The sequence below is a fragment of the Ruegeria sp. CF2 genome (assembly GCF_056537385.1).
In genome coordinates this window covers 229,841-245,396 of the sequence record NZ_JBQFRL010000004.1, presented here as the reverse complement: position 1 = coordinate 245,396, position 15,556 = coordinate 229,841, and the positions used below count along the sequence as shown (strand labels likewise).

Below are 15,556 nucleotides of genomic sequence, written 5' to 3'. Positions count from 1 at the left end.
AGGCCCGACGATGCCTGGCTTCCTCAGGGACTTCTTCAACCGCAACGGTTTCGGCATGGGGCTCGCGATTCTGGGACTTGTCCTGTTCTGGACGATCGGCCTGATCATCCTGCCTCAGCTGTCGATGCTGGACTTTTCCTTCCGTCCCAACCTGCCGCCCCCGGAAATCGGCGGCCCCAAGGACGTGTACACGTTGGAGAACTACAAATACCTGATCTACGGGCCGGAAGGCGGCAGCCAGTCCTACAACGCCGTTGATCTGCGCGTTTTCTTCCGGACGTTGATCGCCGCGGTCTGCGTGACGATCTTCAACCTGATTATTTGCTATCCGATTGCCTATTACCTGGGTCAGTCCAAGGGCAATCACATCCGTATCTTCGCGATCATGCTGATCATCCCATATTGGATCAACGAGATCCTGCGTGCCTTTGCGCTGCGTATCATCTTCGGAGAGACGGGTGTTTTGAACACGCTGTTCGTCGGATTGGGGATCTGGGACACGCCGTTCGATTTCATTCGCAACGACATCGCGCTCTATGCGGGCCTCGGCTACGCGTACATCCTGCTGATGATCTTCCCGATGTACAACGTCATCGAAAGCCTGGATGGAAACCAGATCGAAGCGGCGCGCGACTTGGGCGCTCCGTGGTGGCGGATCCACTGGAGGGTGGTCATCCCCTATGCCAAGCCCGGCATCAGTTCCGGCTGTACGATGGTGTTCATGCTGTCGGCCGGTGCGCTGGCCGCACCGCAAATCCTGGGCGGGCCATCCAGTCTGTGGTTCACGCAACTGATCTATCAGCAGTTCAATGACAACAACGACTGGCCACAAGGCGCGGCCTACGCCATCGTTCTGCTGGTCACCTGTATCCTGTTCGTGCTGGCAATGATGCGCCTGTTCAAGGTGAACATGGGGGATATCGGGAAATGAACATGTCCTTCCTCCGTATCAGCATCTGGGTCTATCTGGCGATCTTCTTTGCCTACCTGCTGGGTCCCTTGGTGATCATGTCGATCACCGCCTTCAACTCGTCCGGTTTCCCGCGCATGAGCCCGTGGGAATGCCTGACCTTCCAGTGGTTCGGCGAGTTGTTTCAGGACCAACGCATCCTGAACGGCATCAAGAACTCGTTGATCATCGGCGCGGGAACCGTGGTTCTGTCGGTGGCGATGGGCTTGGCCGGAGCGCTGATGCTGACCCAGATCTGGCCCAAGCTGCGCGCCACCTACTACACGATCATCATCGCACCGATCCTGATCCCGGGCGTTGTTCTGGGTATCTCGACGCTGGTCTTCTGGGACCGGATCAACCGGATGCTGGGGCTGGGCGCCGACAGCTTTTTGTCGAACGGCATTTTCCTGACCGTGATTGGCCAATCCACCTTCATAGCCAGCTATTGCATGTTGGTTCTGGTGGCCCGGTTGCAGCGATATGACCTGGCGCTGACCGAGGCGGCACTGGACCTTGGTGCAACGCATGCACAGGCGTTTCGCAAGATCCTGCTCCCGTTCATGCGCCCGGCGATTGCTTCGGCGGCGGTGCTGGCGTTTCTTGCCTCGTTCGAGAACTACAACACCACCACCTTCACGTTCGGCGAATATCCGACACTGACAATCGAACTGGCTCAAAAGGTGCGCTACGGCATTACACCCGCGATTTCGGCGCTGGCCTTTATCATCGTGGCGCTGACCGTGTTTTTCGCCCTGTTGAACGAAGCCAAGTTGAAGCGTCAGGAACTGGTCGCCGCCGCGCGCAAGGAAGCCACGGTCGAGGAGCTGGCGGGCAAGATCAAACTGCCCAGCTTTTTCTCGGGGAACATGGCGGCCGTGCTGCTGGTCATGTTTGCCGTGGCAACGATCACTGTCGTCGGGACGGCCATGGCTTACAACCCGGCCCAGTGCATCGCGGACGTCAAGGAAGAAAAGCGTTTGGAAGCCGAGCAGCGCATTCAGGAATTGCGCAAACAACGCGAGGAGCAGCGCAAGCAGCGCGAGGCCGAGCAAGGCGACGCGCAGCAATCCACGCCCAAACCGTCGAACAACAGCGGTTTTGGCAATGTGTTCGCTCCGAATACATTGGGTGGTCAGGACGACGAAAGCTCAGCCGAGCCTGACGATCAGCCTTCGGGCAACAGTGGGTTCGGCAATGTCTTCGATCCAAACAGTCTGAAGACCGACGAGTAGGAAGAAGCGCCTACCAGAGCACCACATCCGCCCGGTTCAGGTTCAATCCTGGCCGGGCGGATTGCGTTTCAGGATGGCGACTCCGCAGGCAGCGATGCTGTGGCCGTTCCAATCCACCGGTGTGGCGTTGTAGTTGATCAGGAAGTCATGGGTCGCGGTCTCGCGCCGCCGCAGGCCGGGCGGCATCTGGTGCAATGGCAGCCCGACTTTCTGCGCCGCCATCTCAACTATCCGGTCCCAAAGGCCTTCGTCCGGGAACCCGGCCAGGTACCAAAGCTGGTCACTGCCCTTGAGCGCCGGAGTCCCGTCTTCGAAGGTCAACTGATCGGGCGCGTGGCCGGTCAACCGCTCGACCCAGTGTTGCGCCGCTCCGCCGCCCTGAACCGGGCGGGTGATCTCGGGCGGTAGGGATTCCACCAGCGCCACGTCGCAGTCCAACGCCTGCAGGCCGGGGCGGCCTTGGGCCGGGATCTGGAAATCAGCCGTGATTGCTCCGGCGCGCGGGCCCTGAACCGTCAGTTTCGCAGCCGCCCGCAGGCGGTCGTCCAGCGCGTCGTCCAGCGTGGCCAGCCCGGGGGCGAGGATCAGATCATAGTCGGCGTCGCAAAGGCCCGAGGCCGGCACGACATCGACCGACAGCCCGGCGCGGCGCAGAGCGCGATAGGCGGAAAACAACAGCCGGAAATAGTTGAACCCCGCGCCCTGCGGCTGGGTCGCCCAAGCCCAGTCCGACGGATAGTCGAACAGGATGGCCACCCGCGCCTGCACCGGTTCCACCGGTCCCAGCGCAGCCAGATCCGCGGCCGTCTGCTGCGCCTCGGCCAGACCGGGGGCGGGTTGGTTGTTCGGCGTCAGCAAGCCCGCGTGCATCTGTTCCTGCGCAAAAGGCGCCTGCCGCCAGCGGAAATAGCTGACCACCTCGGCCCCGTGGGCCACGGCCTCGAGCGACCAGAGCCGCACCATGCCTGGCAGGGGGGCCGGGTTGTAGGGCGCCCAGTTCACCGGTCCGGGCTGTTGTTCCATCACCCACCAACGGCCGCGTCCGACGGCGCGGTACAGATCGTGGTGAAAGGCCTGCATGTCCGGGTCGCCCTGCTGCAGAAAGGTCGCCTTGTGCGCCGCGTCGGCCTCGAGCCGGTCGGACAGGAACCCGATCGGGTAGCTGTCCCAAGTAGCGATATCCAGATCGGCGCCCACCTCGAAATGGTCGAAATCCAGGATCCGGCCCATGTAGTTGTGCAGCAGCGGCGCGTCGGTCAGCGGCCGCAGCACCTGAACCTGTGCCCGGTTGAAGGCTACCACCTGATCCGAGCTGAATCGGCGGAAGGCCAGCACATGCGCCGGGTTGGGTTCGGTCACGGTCAGGTTGGGCAGGTCGATCTGACCGAAATCGCCGTATTCCATCGACCAGAACACGTTGCCCCAGGCCGCGTTCAGCGCCGCGACCGAGCCATAGCGTTCGGCCAGCCAGCGGCGGAAAGCCTGCCGGGCAGGCTCGCTGAAGCTGACGGTGGTGTCGTGGCAACCATATTCATTGTCGATCTGCCAGGCGGCCACATGCGGGTTGCGGCCATAACGTTCGCCCATGATCCGGGCGATGCGGACGCACTCGTAGATATATCCGGGATGGCTGAAACAATAGTGACGGCGCGAGCCGAACTTGCGCAGCTGCCCGTTTTCGTCCACCGCCAGCATGTCCGGGTGCCGGTCCAGCATCCAGCGCGGCGGCGTGGCGGTTGGGGTTCCCAGCACCACCTTCAGCCCAGCCGCACCAAGGGTCTCGATGGCCTGATCCAGCCAGTCGAATGTCAGCCGGCCCGGTTCCGGCTCCATCCGGCTCCATCCGAATTCGCCGATCCGGACCCAGCGCAGACCGGCCTCGACCATGCGCGCGGCATCTTCGGCCCACATCGACTGGGGCCAATGTTCGGGGTAATAGCAAACGCCAAGTTCGGGGGTCATAGGATGACTCTGTGTTCTGCCTGACCTTGGCCCGCGTTTTCGGCGGCAAAGGTCATTCCGTTGGTGGGGTGCGACGCGATGGTGTCCGCATCCAGCCCCTCACGGGCCGAGGTGCAGAACAGCGTCGTCAGATCCGGCCCGCCGAAAGCGGGGCACGAGGTATGGGCCGCCGCGAAAGGCACCGCGCGCAGGAAGGTTCCGCCGGCGTCATAGGCCGCAACCCGCGCCGCGCCCCATTGCGCGACCCACAGATTGCCCGCGGCATCGACGACCGCGCCATCGGGGTTCAGACCTTCGGCGCGCAGGTCCAGAAACACCGCGCTGTCGCCCTCGGGCCAGCCGGTTTCAGGGTTCAGACCCCAGCGCCGCACCTGCCCGGTGGCCGTGTCACAGAAATAGGCGCAGGACCGGTCGGGCGCGAAACTGATCGCGTTCGAGATGGTCACGTCCGGAACCAGCTGCCGCAGCTCACCCCGCCAAAAACGATAGATCGCCCCCGCGCCCGGTTCCGCGCGCTTGCCCATGGTGCCGATCCAGAAACCGCCCCACGGATCAGCCCGCCCGTCATTCGAGCGGGTCACCGGGTTGTCGGCCTCGAGCGCGACGATGCGGTCCTTGTGACCGGTCTCAAGCCCGAACCGCCACAGTCCAGTTTCCGACGCGATCTGCAGCGTGTCGCGGTCGATCCATCCTGCGGCCGAGACGTGCTCGGCGAAATCCCAGCTTTGCGGTCCATTCGCGTCGCGGGTCATCAGGCGCTTGTTGACGATGTCGAACCAGAACAGCTGTTGCCGTTCGGGGTGCCACAGCGGGCCTTCGCCCAACGCGCAGGGGCGGTCGTCAAAGACCTGGCTCATCGCGCGGCCCCGTCATAGGCGCCGACGATCCGGCGGGCGTTTTCGGCGATCTGGTCCACGGACATTCCGGGTTTGAACAGGGCCGAACCGATGCCGAACCCGTCGGCCCCGGCCTTGAGCCAGTCGCCGAAATTCTCGGGCCCCGCGCCGCCCACGGCATAGACCTGCGTGCCCTTGGGCAGGATCGGGCGCATGGCAGCCAGCCCCACCGGTCCGGCCATCACCCCGGGAAACAGTTTCAACCCGGTGGCCCTGGCGCGCAAGGCGACGAAGGCCTCGGTCGGCGTATAGATACCGGGCCAGCTTTGCAGGCCCAGATCCACCGTACGCGCGATCACCTCGGCATCGCAATTGGGCGACACGATCAGCTTGCCACCCACGGCGGCCACCTGTTCGACCTCGTCCACGGTCAGGACGGTTCCGGCGCCGACCAGCGCGCGGTCGCCGATGGAACGGGCCAGACGGCCGATGCTGTCCAGCGGGTTGGGCGAGTTCAGCGGTACTTCGATCCGGTCGATCCCTGCGTCCAGGATGGCTTGGCCAACGGCCGCGGCCTGCGCCGGGTCAAGTCCGCGCAGAATGGCGATGATGGGGCGGCTCATGCAGTTTGCCTCGTGAGGGTGCGGGCCTGCAGCAGACCGGCCAGCGTGGCCTGGGTCGCGTCGGCGGTTTCGACGAACGCGCCCTGTTGCTGCAGCGCGGTGGCATAGATGTGCGACAGGGCCTCGGCCCCGATGATGGCCAGTTGCTGGCCCAGCCAATAAGGGCGGGTGGCGGCCAGTTCGGCACCGATCAGAGCGCCCGACAGGCGGGCGCGGGCGGTGGCCGGATCCTGCCCATGCAGCAGGTCAGCGGCGCGCAGCCCGAACAGCCGCCCGGCCAGTTGCTCGGGCTTGGACAGCGTGTCCGCCACGGCCGTGGCAAAGGCGTCGTCGTCCCAGCCTTCTCCCACCGAGTGTTTCAGCACCGAGTGCTGTCCCAGCAGATCAAACAGTTCACCCGTCATGAAGGTGCGGAAGCTGACGACCTCGCCGGCGCTGACCTGCACCCATTTGGTGTGGGTGCCGGGCAGGCAGATCACACCATCCCAATGCGGTCGCGTGGACAGGTAGCCGGCGATCTGGGTTTCCTCGCCGCGCATCACGTCGGCGGGGTCGTCCTGTTTGAGGCCGGGTACCACGAAGGCGCGGATGCGCGGATCGGTGCCGGGCACGCGCACCGGAACGGTCGAGATCGGCTTGGTCGGAACCGCTACATAGGGCGCCTCGACCCAGCCTTGCCGGGCACCGACCATGCCGCAGGCGATCACGTCGACGGGCGCCGCGCCCAGCCAGCCCTGGACCAACGTCAGCAGCGCGTCCTGGAATTGATCCCGGCCCAGTGTCGCCATTCCCTGGTCGCATTGGGCGTGGTCCAGCACCGTGTCAACCTGCATCGCCCAGGCGCGCAGATGCGAGGTGCCCCAGTCTACTGCGATCCACTCGGTGTTCATGTCCTCACCCCGTTGTGACCACGCCGCCATCGACGACCATGCATTGACCGGTCATGGCGCGGCTGGCCGTCGATGCCAGGAACAGCGTCGGTGCGATCATGTCGTCCGGGCTCAGATGTTCCTTCAGGCATTGGCGATCCATATGCGCGGCCAGATCTTCGGGCGTGGCCCACATGTCCAGTTGTTTCTGCGTCAGCACCCAGCCGGGCGCCAGCGCGTTGACGCGGATGTTCTTCGGCCCCAGCTCGCGCGCGAGCGAGCGTGTCATGCCGGTGATTCCGGCATTGGCAGTCGTATAGATCGGATAGCCCGCATTGCCCATCATGTAGCTGATCGAGCTGAAGTTGATGATCGACCCGCCGGTTTCGGCCATCTGGCGCGCGGCCTGCTGGCAGGCAAAGTAATAGGCCTTGAGGTTGACCTCGATCATCCAATCCCAGAACTCGGTCGTGGTTTCCTCGAGACTGTGGCGCTTGTCATTGGCGGCATTGTTGACCAGGACGTTCAGCGGACCGTGGGCCTCGGCGGCCTTGGTCATGGTTTCGTGCAGCAGCGCGGTGTCGGTCATGTCGCCCTGCAGGAACAAGGGCGCGCGGCCGTGTTTGGCGCGCATCTCTTCGACGAACGCGCTGGCGTCGGACCGGCCGATAAAGGCGACCTTGGCGCCCTGGGCCAGGAAGCCGTCGGTCAGGGCCGCGCCCACGCCGGACCCGCCGCCGGTGATGAAGACGGACGCGCCGTCGAGGTCATGGAAGGTTGCTGGCTGGGTCATCAATGGCTCTCTCTGGTCACAAGGCGGGTGTCCTTGCCCACCAGGAAATCAAGGTCAGCGCCGCGATCGGCCTGAAGGACATGGTCGATATACAGCTTGGCATAGCCGCGGGTGTAATGCGGGTCGTCGGGCCGCCAGGCCGCACGGCGGGCAGCCAGTTCCTGCTCGTCGACCAGCAGTTCCAACTCGCCCTTGCTGGCCGAGACGCGGATGCGATCGCCGGTTTTCACCAGCGCCAGAGGACCGCCCGCCTGCGCCTCGGGGCTGACATGCAGGATCACTGTGCCGAAGGCAGTGCCCGACATGCGTGCGTCGGAAATGCGGATCATGTCACGTACGCCCTGTTTCACCAGTTTGGCGGGGATCGGCATGTTGCCGACCTCGGGCATGCCCGGATAGCCCTTTGGCCCGCAGCCTTTGAGCACCAGGATGGTCTCGGGCGTCACAGGCAGGTCGTCGCGGTCGATATTGGCCTTCAGGTCCTCGATGCTGTCGAAGACATAGGCCTCACCTTCCGTCTCCAGCAGGCTGTCTGTGGCGGCCGAGGGTTTCACGATGGCCCCGTTCGGCGCCAGGTTGCCGCGCAGAACGCGCAGCCCGGCGGCCGGTTTCACCGGATCGTCAAAGGCGTGGATCACGTCACGGTTGAAGCATTCCGCGCCCTCATAGTGGGCCGAGATGTCCTTGTTCAGAACGGTGCGGGCCGGGCGCAGATGCGATTTCAGCTCGGACAGGACCACCGGCATCCCGCCGGCATAGCAGAAATCTTCCATCAGGTATTTGCCCGAGGGCATGCAGTTGACCAGCAGCGGAATGTCCGAGCCGATCTCGAAGTCCTGCAGGGTCAGGTCCACGCCCACCCGGCCGGCCAGCGCCAGCAGGTGTACCACGGCGTTGGTGGACCCACCCACCGCGGCATTGGCCAGGATGGCGTTCTCAAACGCCGCCTTGGTCAGAATGTCCGACGGCTTGAGGTCTTCGTCCACCATCTCGACGATGCGTCTGCCGGTCATGTGCGCCAGCGCCATCCGGCGGGCATCGACGGCGGGCAGGGCGGCGTTGGTGGGCAGGCTCATGCCCATCGCCTCGACCAGCGACGCCATGGTCGAGGCCGTGCCCATGGTCATGCACACGCCCTTGGACCGGCTCATGCCGGATTCGGCGTTCATGAAATCCTGCAAGGTCATCTCGCCGGCGCGCACGGCTTCCGAGAACTTCCAGACATCGGTGCCCGAGCCGATATCCTTGCCGCGATACTTGCCGTTCAGCATCGGCCCGGAACTGACCACGATGGTGGGCAGATCGACCGAGGCCGCGCCCATCAGCTGGCCGGGCGTGGTCTTGTCGCAGCCGCCCAGCAGCACCACGCCGTCGATGCCATAGGCGCGGATCGATTCCTCGACATCCATGGCCAGCAGGTTGCGGAACAGCATGGCTGTGGGCTTCATCTGGGTTTCGCCCAGCGACATCACCGGGAATTCGACGGGAAAGCCGCCGGCCTCCCATACGCCACGCTTGACGCCTTCGGCGAGGTCGCGCAGGCCCGAGTTGCACGGCGTCAGTTCCGACCATGTGTTGCAGATGCCAATGATTGGGCGTCCGTCGAACGCATGATCGGGAAAGCCCTGGTTCTTCATCCACGACCGATGGATGAACCCGTCCTTGTCGAGCTTGCCGTACCAGTGCTGTGAGCGGCGTTTCTTCATGTCTGTGTTTCTTTTTCGTATTGGGTCGTGGGTTTCTTGCGTGTTTGCCGGATGATCAGGCCGCGCGAGCCGGACGGCACCAATCCGGCAGCCAGTCGGCATGGGCGGTCAGCAGGTCACTGACCAGGCTACGGATCTGGCGCAGGTCCAGTTCGGCGGCGGTGTGCGGGTCCATCATGGCGGCGTGATAGATGTATTCGGGGTTTTCCTCGACCAAGGCGCGCACGGTCAGTTCCTGCACGTTGATCTGGCTGCGCATCAGGGCGACCAGCTGCGGCGGGATGTCTGTCACGACCGAGGGCTGCACACCGTTGCTGTCGACCAGGCAGGGTGTTTCGACTGCGGCGCCCAGCGGTAGCTGCGGAATCTGCCCGGTATTGGGCAGGTTGCCATAGGCGACATAAGGCGTGTCGGTGACGATCGCGTTCATCAGGTCGGCGGCGAATTCGTGGCTGCGGATCACTTCGATGTCGCGCCCGTCGGTCAGGGTCTTGGCCTGTTCCTTCCAATTCGCGACCTGCTCTTCGCAGCGGGTGGGGTATTCGTCCAGCGGGATCTGGAACTGGTCGATCAGGTCCTGACGCCCGTCCTTGATGAACCACGGGACATACTCGGCCAGGTGTTCCGAGCTTTCGGTGCAGAAATAGCCCAGGTGATCCATCACCTCGTACCGCACCTTGTTGGGGCAGCGCGGCATCAGCAGCGGCGCCTTGGGCAGCTGGCCCGCGTGATAGCCCCGGCGCAGCGCCGGATACAGGTCGCGGCCCTGATGTTCCAGCCGCAGGAAAAACGCCACATGGTTCACGCCCGCAACGCGATAGCGGATTTCATCCTTGGGCAGGTCCAGGTCATGGGCCAGTTCCTCGACCGTGTTCTGGACCGAGTGGCACAGACCCACATGTTTCAGTGCCGGGAACCGTTCGGCCAGCGCCCAGGTGTTGATGGCCATCGGGTTGACGTATTGCAGCAGCGTGGCATTCGGGCACAGTTGCGCCATGTCGCGTGCCACATCCCACAGGACCGGCACGGTGCGCAGGCCGCGCATGATGCCGCCCACGCCCAGCGTGTCGGCGATGGTCTGGCGCAGGCCATATTGCTTGGGGATCTCGAAATCGGTGACGGTGCAGGGTCTGTAGCCGCCGATCTGGAAGGCGGTGATGACGAAATCGGCCCCGTCCAGCGCCGCGCGGCGGTCGGTATGGGTGGACACGGTCGCGCCGGTCCCGACCGAGCGGATCATGGCGCGGGCCACGGTTTCGCTTTCGGCCAGACGCTCGGGGTCAATGTCCATCAGGGCAAAATGGCTGTCGGCCAGTGACGGGGTCAGCAGGGCATCGCCCACGATATTTTGCATGAAAATCGTGGAACCTGCACCGATGAAGGTGATCTTGGTCATGACTGTAAACCTTGACTAGGCGTTATTTTACGGCACCGAGGGTCAGACCCGCGATGAAGTGTTTCTGCATCAGAAAGAACATGGCCACCGGCGGCAGGGCCGCGACGATCGAGCCGGCACTCATCAAGTGATACGCTGCGCGGAACTGCGCGTTGAAGCTGGTGATGCCGGCGGTGACGGGTTGGCTCTCGGCCCCCTGGGTCAGCACGACGGCCCAGAAATAGTCGTTCCAGATGAAGGTGAAGATCAGTACGCTGAGCGCGGCGATCGCGGGTTTCATCAGCGGCAGGACCACGTACCAGAAGATGCGCCATTCGCTGATGCCCTCGACCCGGGCGGCCTCGATCAACTCAAAGGGCAGGGCGCGGATGAAGTTGCGCATGAACAGGGTGCAGAACCCCGTCTGGAACGCAATGTGGAACAGTACCAGCCCGGTTTTCGTATTGTAGAGCCCCAAGTCCAGCGTCAGGTCGCGCACCGGCACCATCAGGATCTGGAAGGGTACGAAGTTGCCGGCCACGAACATGAAGAAAATCCACAGGTTCGACTTGAACTTGTAGATCCCCAGCGCGAACCCGGTCATGCAGCTGAGCGCCACCGCGCCGATCACCGTGGGAACCGTGATCAGGAACGAGTTCAGCAGGTAGCGCGGCATGTCAGAGTTGAAGAAGACCTGGCCATAGTTCCTGGCGCCTTCAAAACTGGAGGGCAGGCCCCAGTAGTTGGCGTTGGTGAAATCCGCCTCGGGCTTGATGGAAAACAGGGCCACCGCCAGCAGAGGGCCGAGCCAAAGCAGAAGGGCGACCGGCAGCATCGCCTGATAGGAAATCTGCGCCGCGCGGGGTTGTTTTTCGATCGGTTTGGGAAACATCTCAGTGCCCCTTTTCTTCGCGGTACATCGACCACAGGAAGTAGGCGATGAAGCACAGCATGATCAGGAACAGGATCACGGCGATGGCCGCGCCATAGCCCATGCGGAACCCGTATTCCGATAGGGCGACTTCGAACATGTAATAGGCCAGCACGCGGCTTGACCCGAACGGCCCGCCCTGCGTCATGATCGAGATCAAGTCGAACGAGCGCAGCGCGCCGATGATGGTCACCACGAAGGCGATGAAGGTTGCCGGGCGCAGTTGCGGCAGGATGATGTGCCACAGCATCCGCCCGCCCTTGGCGCCGTCCAGCCGGCCGGCCTCGATCTGTTCGGGGTCCACGGCGTTCAGGCCGGTCAGATACAGGATCATGCAATAGGCGGTCTGCGGCCAGAGGCCCGCGAAAATGATGCCGTAGGTTACGAACCGTTCGTCACCAAGGACGTTCAGCGGACCCAACCCGACCAAGCCCAAAAGCTCGTTCAGCAGTCCGAAAGTGGGGTCGTAGAACCAGGTGAAGACCAGCCCGACAACGACCTGGCTGATGACGAAGGGAAAGAAGAACAGGGATTTGTACAACCGGATTCCCCAGACCGTCTGGTTGAGGAACAGTGCGATGAACAGGCCTGCCGGGATTGCCAGCAGGTACATGATCAGCCAGATCAGGTTGTTCTTCAGCGAGACATAGAAGGCGTCACGGTCGACCCATTCCCAATACAGGTCTTCATAGTTGCGCATACCGACATATTCGGCCGCGCCCAGCCCGTCCCATTCGTAAAGCGACAGGTTGAAGGACTGGAATACGGGGATGATCACGTAGACCATGAAGAACAGCACGCCCGGAGCCAGAAACAGCCAAGGTGCGATACGTTGCTGATTTCTGTGGAACCAGCTTTCGTGTTCGGTGACGTCGACAGCGGTCATGGTCAATCCCGGTTTGGAATGGGCAGGACGGGATCGTGCCCGTCCTGCGTTTGGCTACGGCGTGGCCGGGGTTGCCCCGGCCACCATCCGATCAGTTGTCGTAGATGCGCTGACGTGCGCGTTCCAGCTTGGCCAGGATGCTGTCCAGGTTGTCCGGCTTGACCATGAATTCCTGGAAGCCTTCCATCGACACTTTGGCCATTTCCGCCGGTGCGTCGCGATCCCAGAATTGGGCGACGCCGCCGGGGCTGTTGGTCGACAGCATCTTGAAGCCTTCCTGCAGGAACTTGTCGTCATCCACCGAGGATTTGGCGTTGACGGGCAGTTGTCCGAGGTTCTTGCCGTTGTTGATTTCGGTCTGCTCGTCAGCCGAAACAACAAAACGCAGGAACTCGCGCGCGGCTTCTTTGTTCGACGCGTTCGCCGGGATGTGGAACGTGTCGGTCGGCGCATCTTCTGCCAGCTCGACATCGGGGTTGATCGCGACGAACTGGTAGAAGTCCAACTGGTCGTCGGTCAGACCGGCCTCGCGCAGCGGAGCCACGGCGAAGTTGCCCATCAGATAGGCCGCTGCATCACCCTGAACCATGAAGGGCAGGGCCTCTTGCCAGCTGTAGGTCTGGTGGTTGTCGATGAACGCGCCCATGTCGATCAGCTGCTTCCAGTTGGCGAAGGTCTGCTTGACCCGGTCGTCTTCCCAGCTGACTTCGCCATTGGCCAGTTTCTGGTGGAAGTCGAAGCCGTTGGTGCGCATGTTCAGGTAGTCGAACCAGCCGCCAGCCGTCCACAGGAACTTGGTGCCGATGGTATAGCAGGCGCGACCCGAGTCGACGATCTTCTGGCAGTTGGCCAGCTCTTCTTCCCAGGTGGTCGGCTCGGACAGGCCCAGCTCGTCAAAGATGTCTTTGCGGTAGTAGACGCCCCACTGATAGTAGGTGTAGGGCACGCCCCACTGCTTGCCGTCGATGGTCATCGCGCCCTTGGTCGAGGCCAGGTTTTCGGCGATTTCCGGCTCGGCCCACAGGTCCGATACATCTTCGAACAGTCCGGCCTCGACATAAGGCTTCATGCGGTTGGCCGCGTACCAGGTCGCGACGTCGGGCGTGTCCGCCGTCAGGAAGTTGCGGATCTGGGTCTTGTACGCCTCACGGTCGATGACCGTGGTCTCGATCTCCAGACCCGGGTGCTGTGCCGCGAAACGCTCGATCATCGCTTCCATCGTCGCGCGCGGCGCCGGATTCGATGTGTCGAGGAAGATTCGCAGCTCGCCGGTCAGTTCTGCCGAAACGGGCGCTGCAAGTGCCACACTGGCCGCCAGTGCCGCCGCAGTGCGCTTGAACATGGAATGCATGGTTTCCTCCCTTAGCTTCCATTTTGAGGTTCCAAATAATGAAACCAAGTTTTATATATTGAAAACTACACATCGAATCGGCTAGGCTTGTCAATACCCTCGCGGCCCGTCCGCAAGGGGAAGTGGAGGAGAAATCAGACCCGTGGCAGGTGACGGAACCATCGGCAAGGCATGTGACGTGCTGGAACAGGTCGCGGCGTTCGGCCGGCCTGTGCGGTTCGCCGAATTGCTGGAAAGCAGCAGCTTTCCCAAGGCGTCCCTGTACCGGTTTCTGCAGTCGCTGACCAATCAGGGCATGTTGTCTTACGACCCAGACCGGCAGACCTATTCGCCCGGCCTGCGGCTGGTGCGGCTGGCGCATTCGGCCTGGACGCAAAGCTCGCTGGCGCCGATCGCGCGGCCGATCCTGGATGCGCTCAGCCTGGAAACCGGCGAGACGGTGCACCTTGCGCAGCTGGATGCCAGCCAGGTTCTGTATGTGGACAAGCGCAATGCCAAGAACCCGGTCGAGATGTATTCCGAGGCCGGAAAGGTTGGTCCGGCCTATTGCACCGGTGTGGGCAAGGCGATGCTCGCCTTTCTGGATGACGACCGGTTGGACAAGGCGATCTCGCAGCAAAGCTTTCACCGCTTTACCGACAAGACGCTGACCTCGGAGGCGGTGCTGCGGGCGGATTTGGCCCGGATCCGCGAACGGGGGTTCGCCATGGATGATGAAGAGCACGAGCCCGGCATCATCTGCGTGGCCTGTCCGATCCTGACATCGGGCGGGCGGGTGCTGGGGGCGATCTCGATTACCGGATCGACCCAGCGCATGGATTTCGACCAGTTGAAGAAATGGGTCCCTCGGGTTCGGCGATCGGCCGACCAGATCGGGGCTGAAGCCGAAGCATGGCGGTTCCCCGAGGGCCGCAAGGACAGGATGCAAGCATCATGACAGGCGTTACCCTGAAGGGCGCAATCAAGCGTTATGGCCAGACCCAGGTCATTCACGGCATTGATCTGGAAATCGAGGACGGCGAGTTCTGCGTTTTCGTCGGGCCGTCGGGCTGTGGCAAATCCACCCTGTTGCGGATGATCGCCGGGCTGGAGGAAACCACCGAGGGCGAAATCCGTATCGGTCAGCGCGATGTGACCCACATGGACCCGGCCAAGCGCGGTGTCGCGATGGTGTTCCAGACCTATGCCTTGTATCCGCACATGTCCGTGGCCGAGAACATGGGCTTTGGTCTGCGCATGAACGGTGTGCCCAAGGCCGAGATCGACAAGAAGGTGGCCGAAGCGTCGGAAATCCTGAAACTGGACCCGTATCTAAAGCGCAAGCCCAAGGCTTTGTCGGGGGGGCAGCGTCAGCGGGTCGCCATCGGCCGGGCCATCGTCCGCGGCCCCGAGGTTTTCTTGTTTGACGAGCCGCTGTCGAACCTCGATGCCGAGTTGCGCGTAGAAATGCGGGTCGAAATCGCCCGACTGCACCAGGAGATCGGCGCGACGATGATCTACGTCACCCACGACCAGGTCGAGGCGATGACCATGGCCGACAAGATCGTAGTGCTGCGCGATGGTCGGATCGAGCAGGTCGGCGCTCCGATGGATCTGTATCGCGACCCCGACAACCGGTTCGTGGCGGGGTTCATCGGCTCGCCCGCAATGAACTTTCTGGAATGCGATGTCGTTGATGGAACGGTGCGTCACCCCGCTCTGACGGACTCGATCCCCGTCACCAATGGCGTGCCGACCGATGCCAGGAAGGTGATCCTGGGGATCCGTCCGGAACATATTGCCGTGGATCGATCCGGCGACACCTGTACTGTCGATCTGACCGAGGCGCTTGGCGGCGTCTCCTACAGTTATTTGCTGACGCCCAACGGCGACAAGCTGATCGTCGAAGAGCGGGACGACCAGCGCAGCAAAACGGGAGAACGGATCGGAATCTCGGTCCGGCCTGAACGGGCCATGCTGTTCGACCCGGAAAGCGGGATGCGGTTGCGCTGAACCGCTGTTCAGTTGGAAAGTGTCAACGCGCCGGGCCATCTGCCTGGC

At 62.9% G+C, this 15,556-nt stretch carries 14 protein-coding genes; 4 read left to right on the top strand and 10 right to left on the bottom strand.

Translation table 11 applies throughout. The features are described from left to right. The first annotated feature begins 10 nt into the window (after nt 1-10). Together ACR0IR_RS16720 and ACR0IR_RS16715 are read left to right on the top strand one after the other, a co-directional pair. On the top strand, nt 11-931 hold the full coding sequence (locus ACR0IR_RS16720) for an ABC transporter permease (protein ID WP_170341829.1): 921 nt from the start codon (nt 11-13) through the stop codon (nt 929-931). After that, the gene (locus ACR0IR_RS16715; RefSeq protein WP_170365990.1) at nt 928-2,184 is read left to right on the top strand and encodes an ABC transporter permease; all 1,257 of its coding nucleotides are present in this window, start codon (nt 928-930) and stop codon (nt 2,182-2,184) included. The genes ACR0IR_RS16720 and ACR0IR_RS16715 overlap by 4 nt, the downstream gene beginning before the upstream one ends. A gap of 42 nt (nt 2,185-2,226) precedes the next feature. Here the strand turns inward: ACR0IR_RS16715 and ACR0IR_RS16710 are convergent, their stop codons facing one another. The 10 genes from ACR0IR_RS16710 to ACR0IR_RS16665 all read right to left on the bottom strand — a co-directional run bounded on the left by ACR0IR_RS16710 (nt 2,227) and on the right by ACR0IR_RS16665 (nt 13,516). Continuing rightward, a complete protein-coding gene (locus tag ACR0IR_RS16710) occupies nt 2,227-4,146 on the bottom strand; it encodes a beta-galactosidase (RefSeq protein ID WP_170365989.1) in 1,920 nt (639 codons plus the stop codon). Then, nucleotides 4,143-5,003 (bottom strand): SMP-30/gluconolactonase/LRE family protein, encoded by an 861-nt coding sequence (locus tag ACR0IR_RS16705; RefSeq protein WP_170365988.1) that lies wholly within the window; start codon nt 5,001-5,003, stop codon nt 4,143-4,145. Before ACR0IR_RS16705 ends, ACR0IR_RS16710 begins: the two co-directional genes overlap by 4 nt. Continuing rightward, complete coding sequence (locus ACR0IR_RS16700; protein WP_170365987.1) at nt 5,000-5,605, bottom strand: 2-dehydro-3-deoxy-6-phosphogalactonate aldolase; 606 nt, start codon at nt 5,603-5,605, stop codon at nt 5,000-5,002. Before ACR0IR_RS16700 ends, ACR0IR_RS16705 begins: the two co-directional genes overlap by 4 nt. Beyond that, nucleotides 5,602-6,495, bottom strand: coding sequence for a 2-dehydro-3-deoxygalactonokinase (locus ACR0IR_RS16695; RefSeq protein WP_170365986.1), 894 nt, complete (start codon nt 6,493-6,495; stop codon nt 5,602-5,604). Before ACR0IR_RS16695 ends, ACR0IR_RS16700 begins: the two co-directional genes overlap by 4 nt. Nucleotides 6,496-6,499: 4 nt before the next feature. Then, the gene (locus tag ACR0IR_RS16690) at nt 6,500-7,267 is read right to left on the bottom strand and encodes an SDR family NAD(P)-dependent oxidoreductase (protein WP_170365985.1); all 768 of its coding nucleotides are present in this window, start codon (nt 7,265-7,267) and stop codon (nt 6,500-6,502) included. Further along, nucleotides 7,267-8,973 carry an IlvD/Edd family dehydratase gene (locus ACR0IR_RS16685; RefSeq protein ID WP_170365984.1) on the bottom strand — a complete coding sequence of 569 codons (1,707 nt, stop codon included), beginning with the start codon at nt 8,971-8,973 and terminating at the stop codon, nt 7,267-7,269. The genes ACR0IR_RS16690 and ACR0IR_RS16685 overlap by 1 nt, the downstream gene beginning before the upstream one ends. A gap of 55 nt (nt 8,974-9,028) precedes the next feature. Continuing rightward, nucleotides 9,029-10,369, bottom strand: coding sequence for an alpha-glucosidase/alpha-galactosidase (gene melA, locus ACR0IR_RS16680; protein ID WP_170365983.1), 1,341 nt, complete (start codon nt 10,367-10,369; stop codon nt 9,029-9,031). Nucleotides 10,370-10,391: 22 nt separating this feature from the next. Next, the gene (locus ACR0IR_RS16675; protein WP_093963150.1) at nt 10,392-11,240 is read right to left on the bottom strand and encodes a carbohydrate ABC transporter permease; all 849 of its coding nucleotides are present in this window, start codon (nt 11,238-11,240) and stop codon (nt 10,392-10,394) included. Nucleotide 11,241: 1 nt separating this feature from the next. Beyond that, the gene (locus tag ACR0IR_RS16670; RefSeq protein ID WP_093963149.1) at nt 11,242-12,165 is read right to left on the bottom strand and encodes a carbohydrate ABC transporter permease; all 924 of its coding nucleotides are present in this window, start codon (nt 12,163-12,165) and stop codon (nt 11,242-11,244) included. Between the two features lie 91 nt (nt 12,166-12,256). Continuing rightward, complete coding sequence (locus ACR0IR_RS16665) at nt 12,257-13,516, bottom strand: ABC transporter substrate-binding protein (RefSeq protein WP_170365981.1); 1,260 nt, start codon at nt 13,514-13,516, stop codon at nt 12,257-12,259. A gap of 142 nt (nt 13,517-13,658) precedes the next feature. Between ACR0IR_RS16665 and ACR0IR_RS16660 the strand changes: the two genes are divergently transcribed. Beyond that, entirely contained in the window at nt 13,659-14,453 is a 795-nt protein-coding gene (locus ACR0IR_RS16660; RefSeq protein ID WP_170365979.1) for an IclR family transcriptional regulator, read from the top strand. Continuing rightward, nucleotides 14,450-15,508, top strand: coding sequence for an ABC transporter ATP-binding protein (locus ACR0IR_RS16655; RefSeq protein WP_170341853.1), 1,059 nt, complete (start codon nt 14,450-14,452; stop codon nt 15,506-15,508). Before ACR0IR_RS16660 ends, ACR0IR_RS16655 begins: the two co-directional genes overlap by 4 nt. The last annotated feature ends 48 nt before the right edge of the window (nt 15,509-15,556 follow it).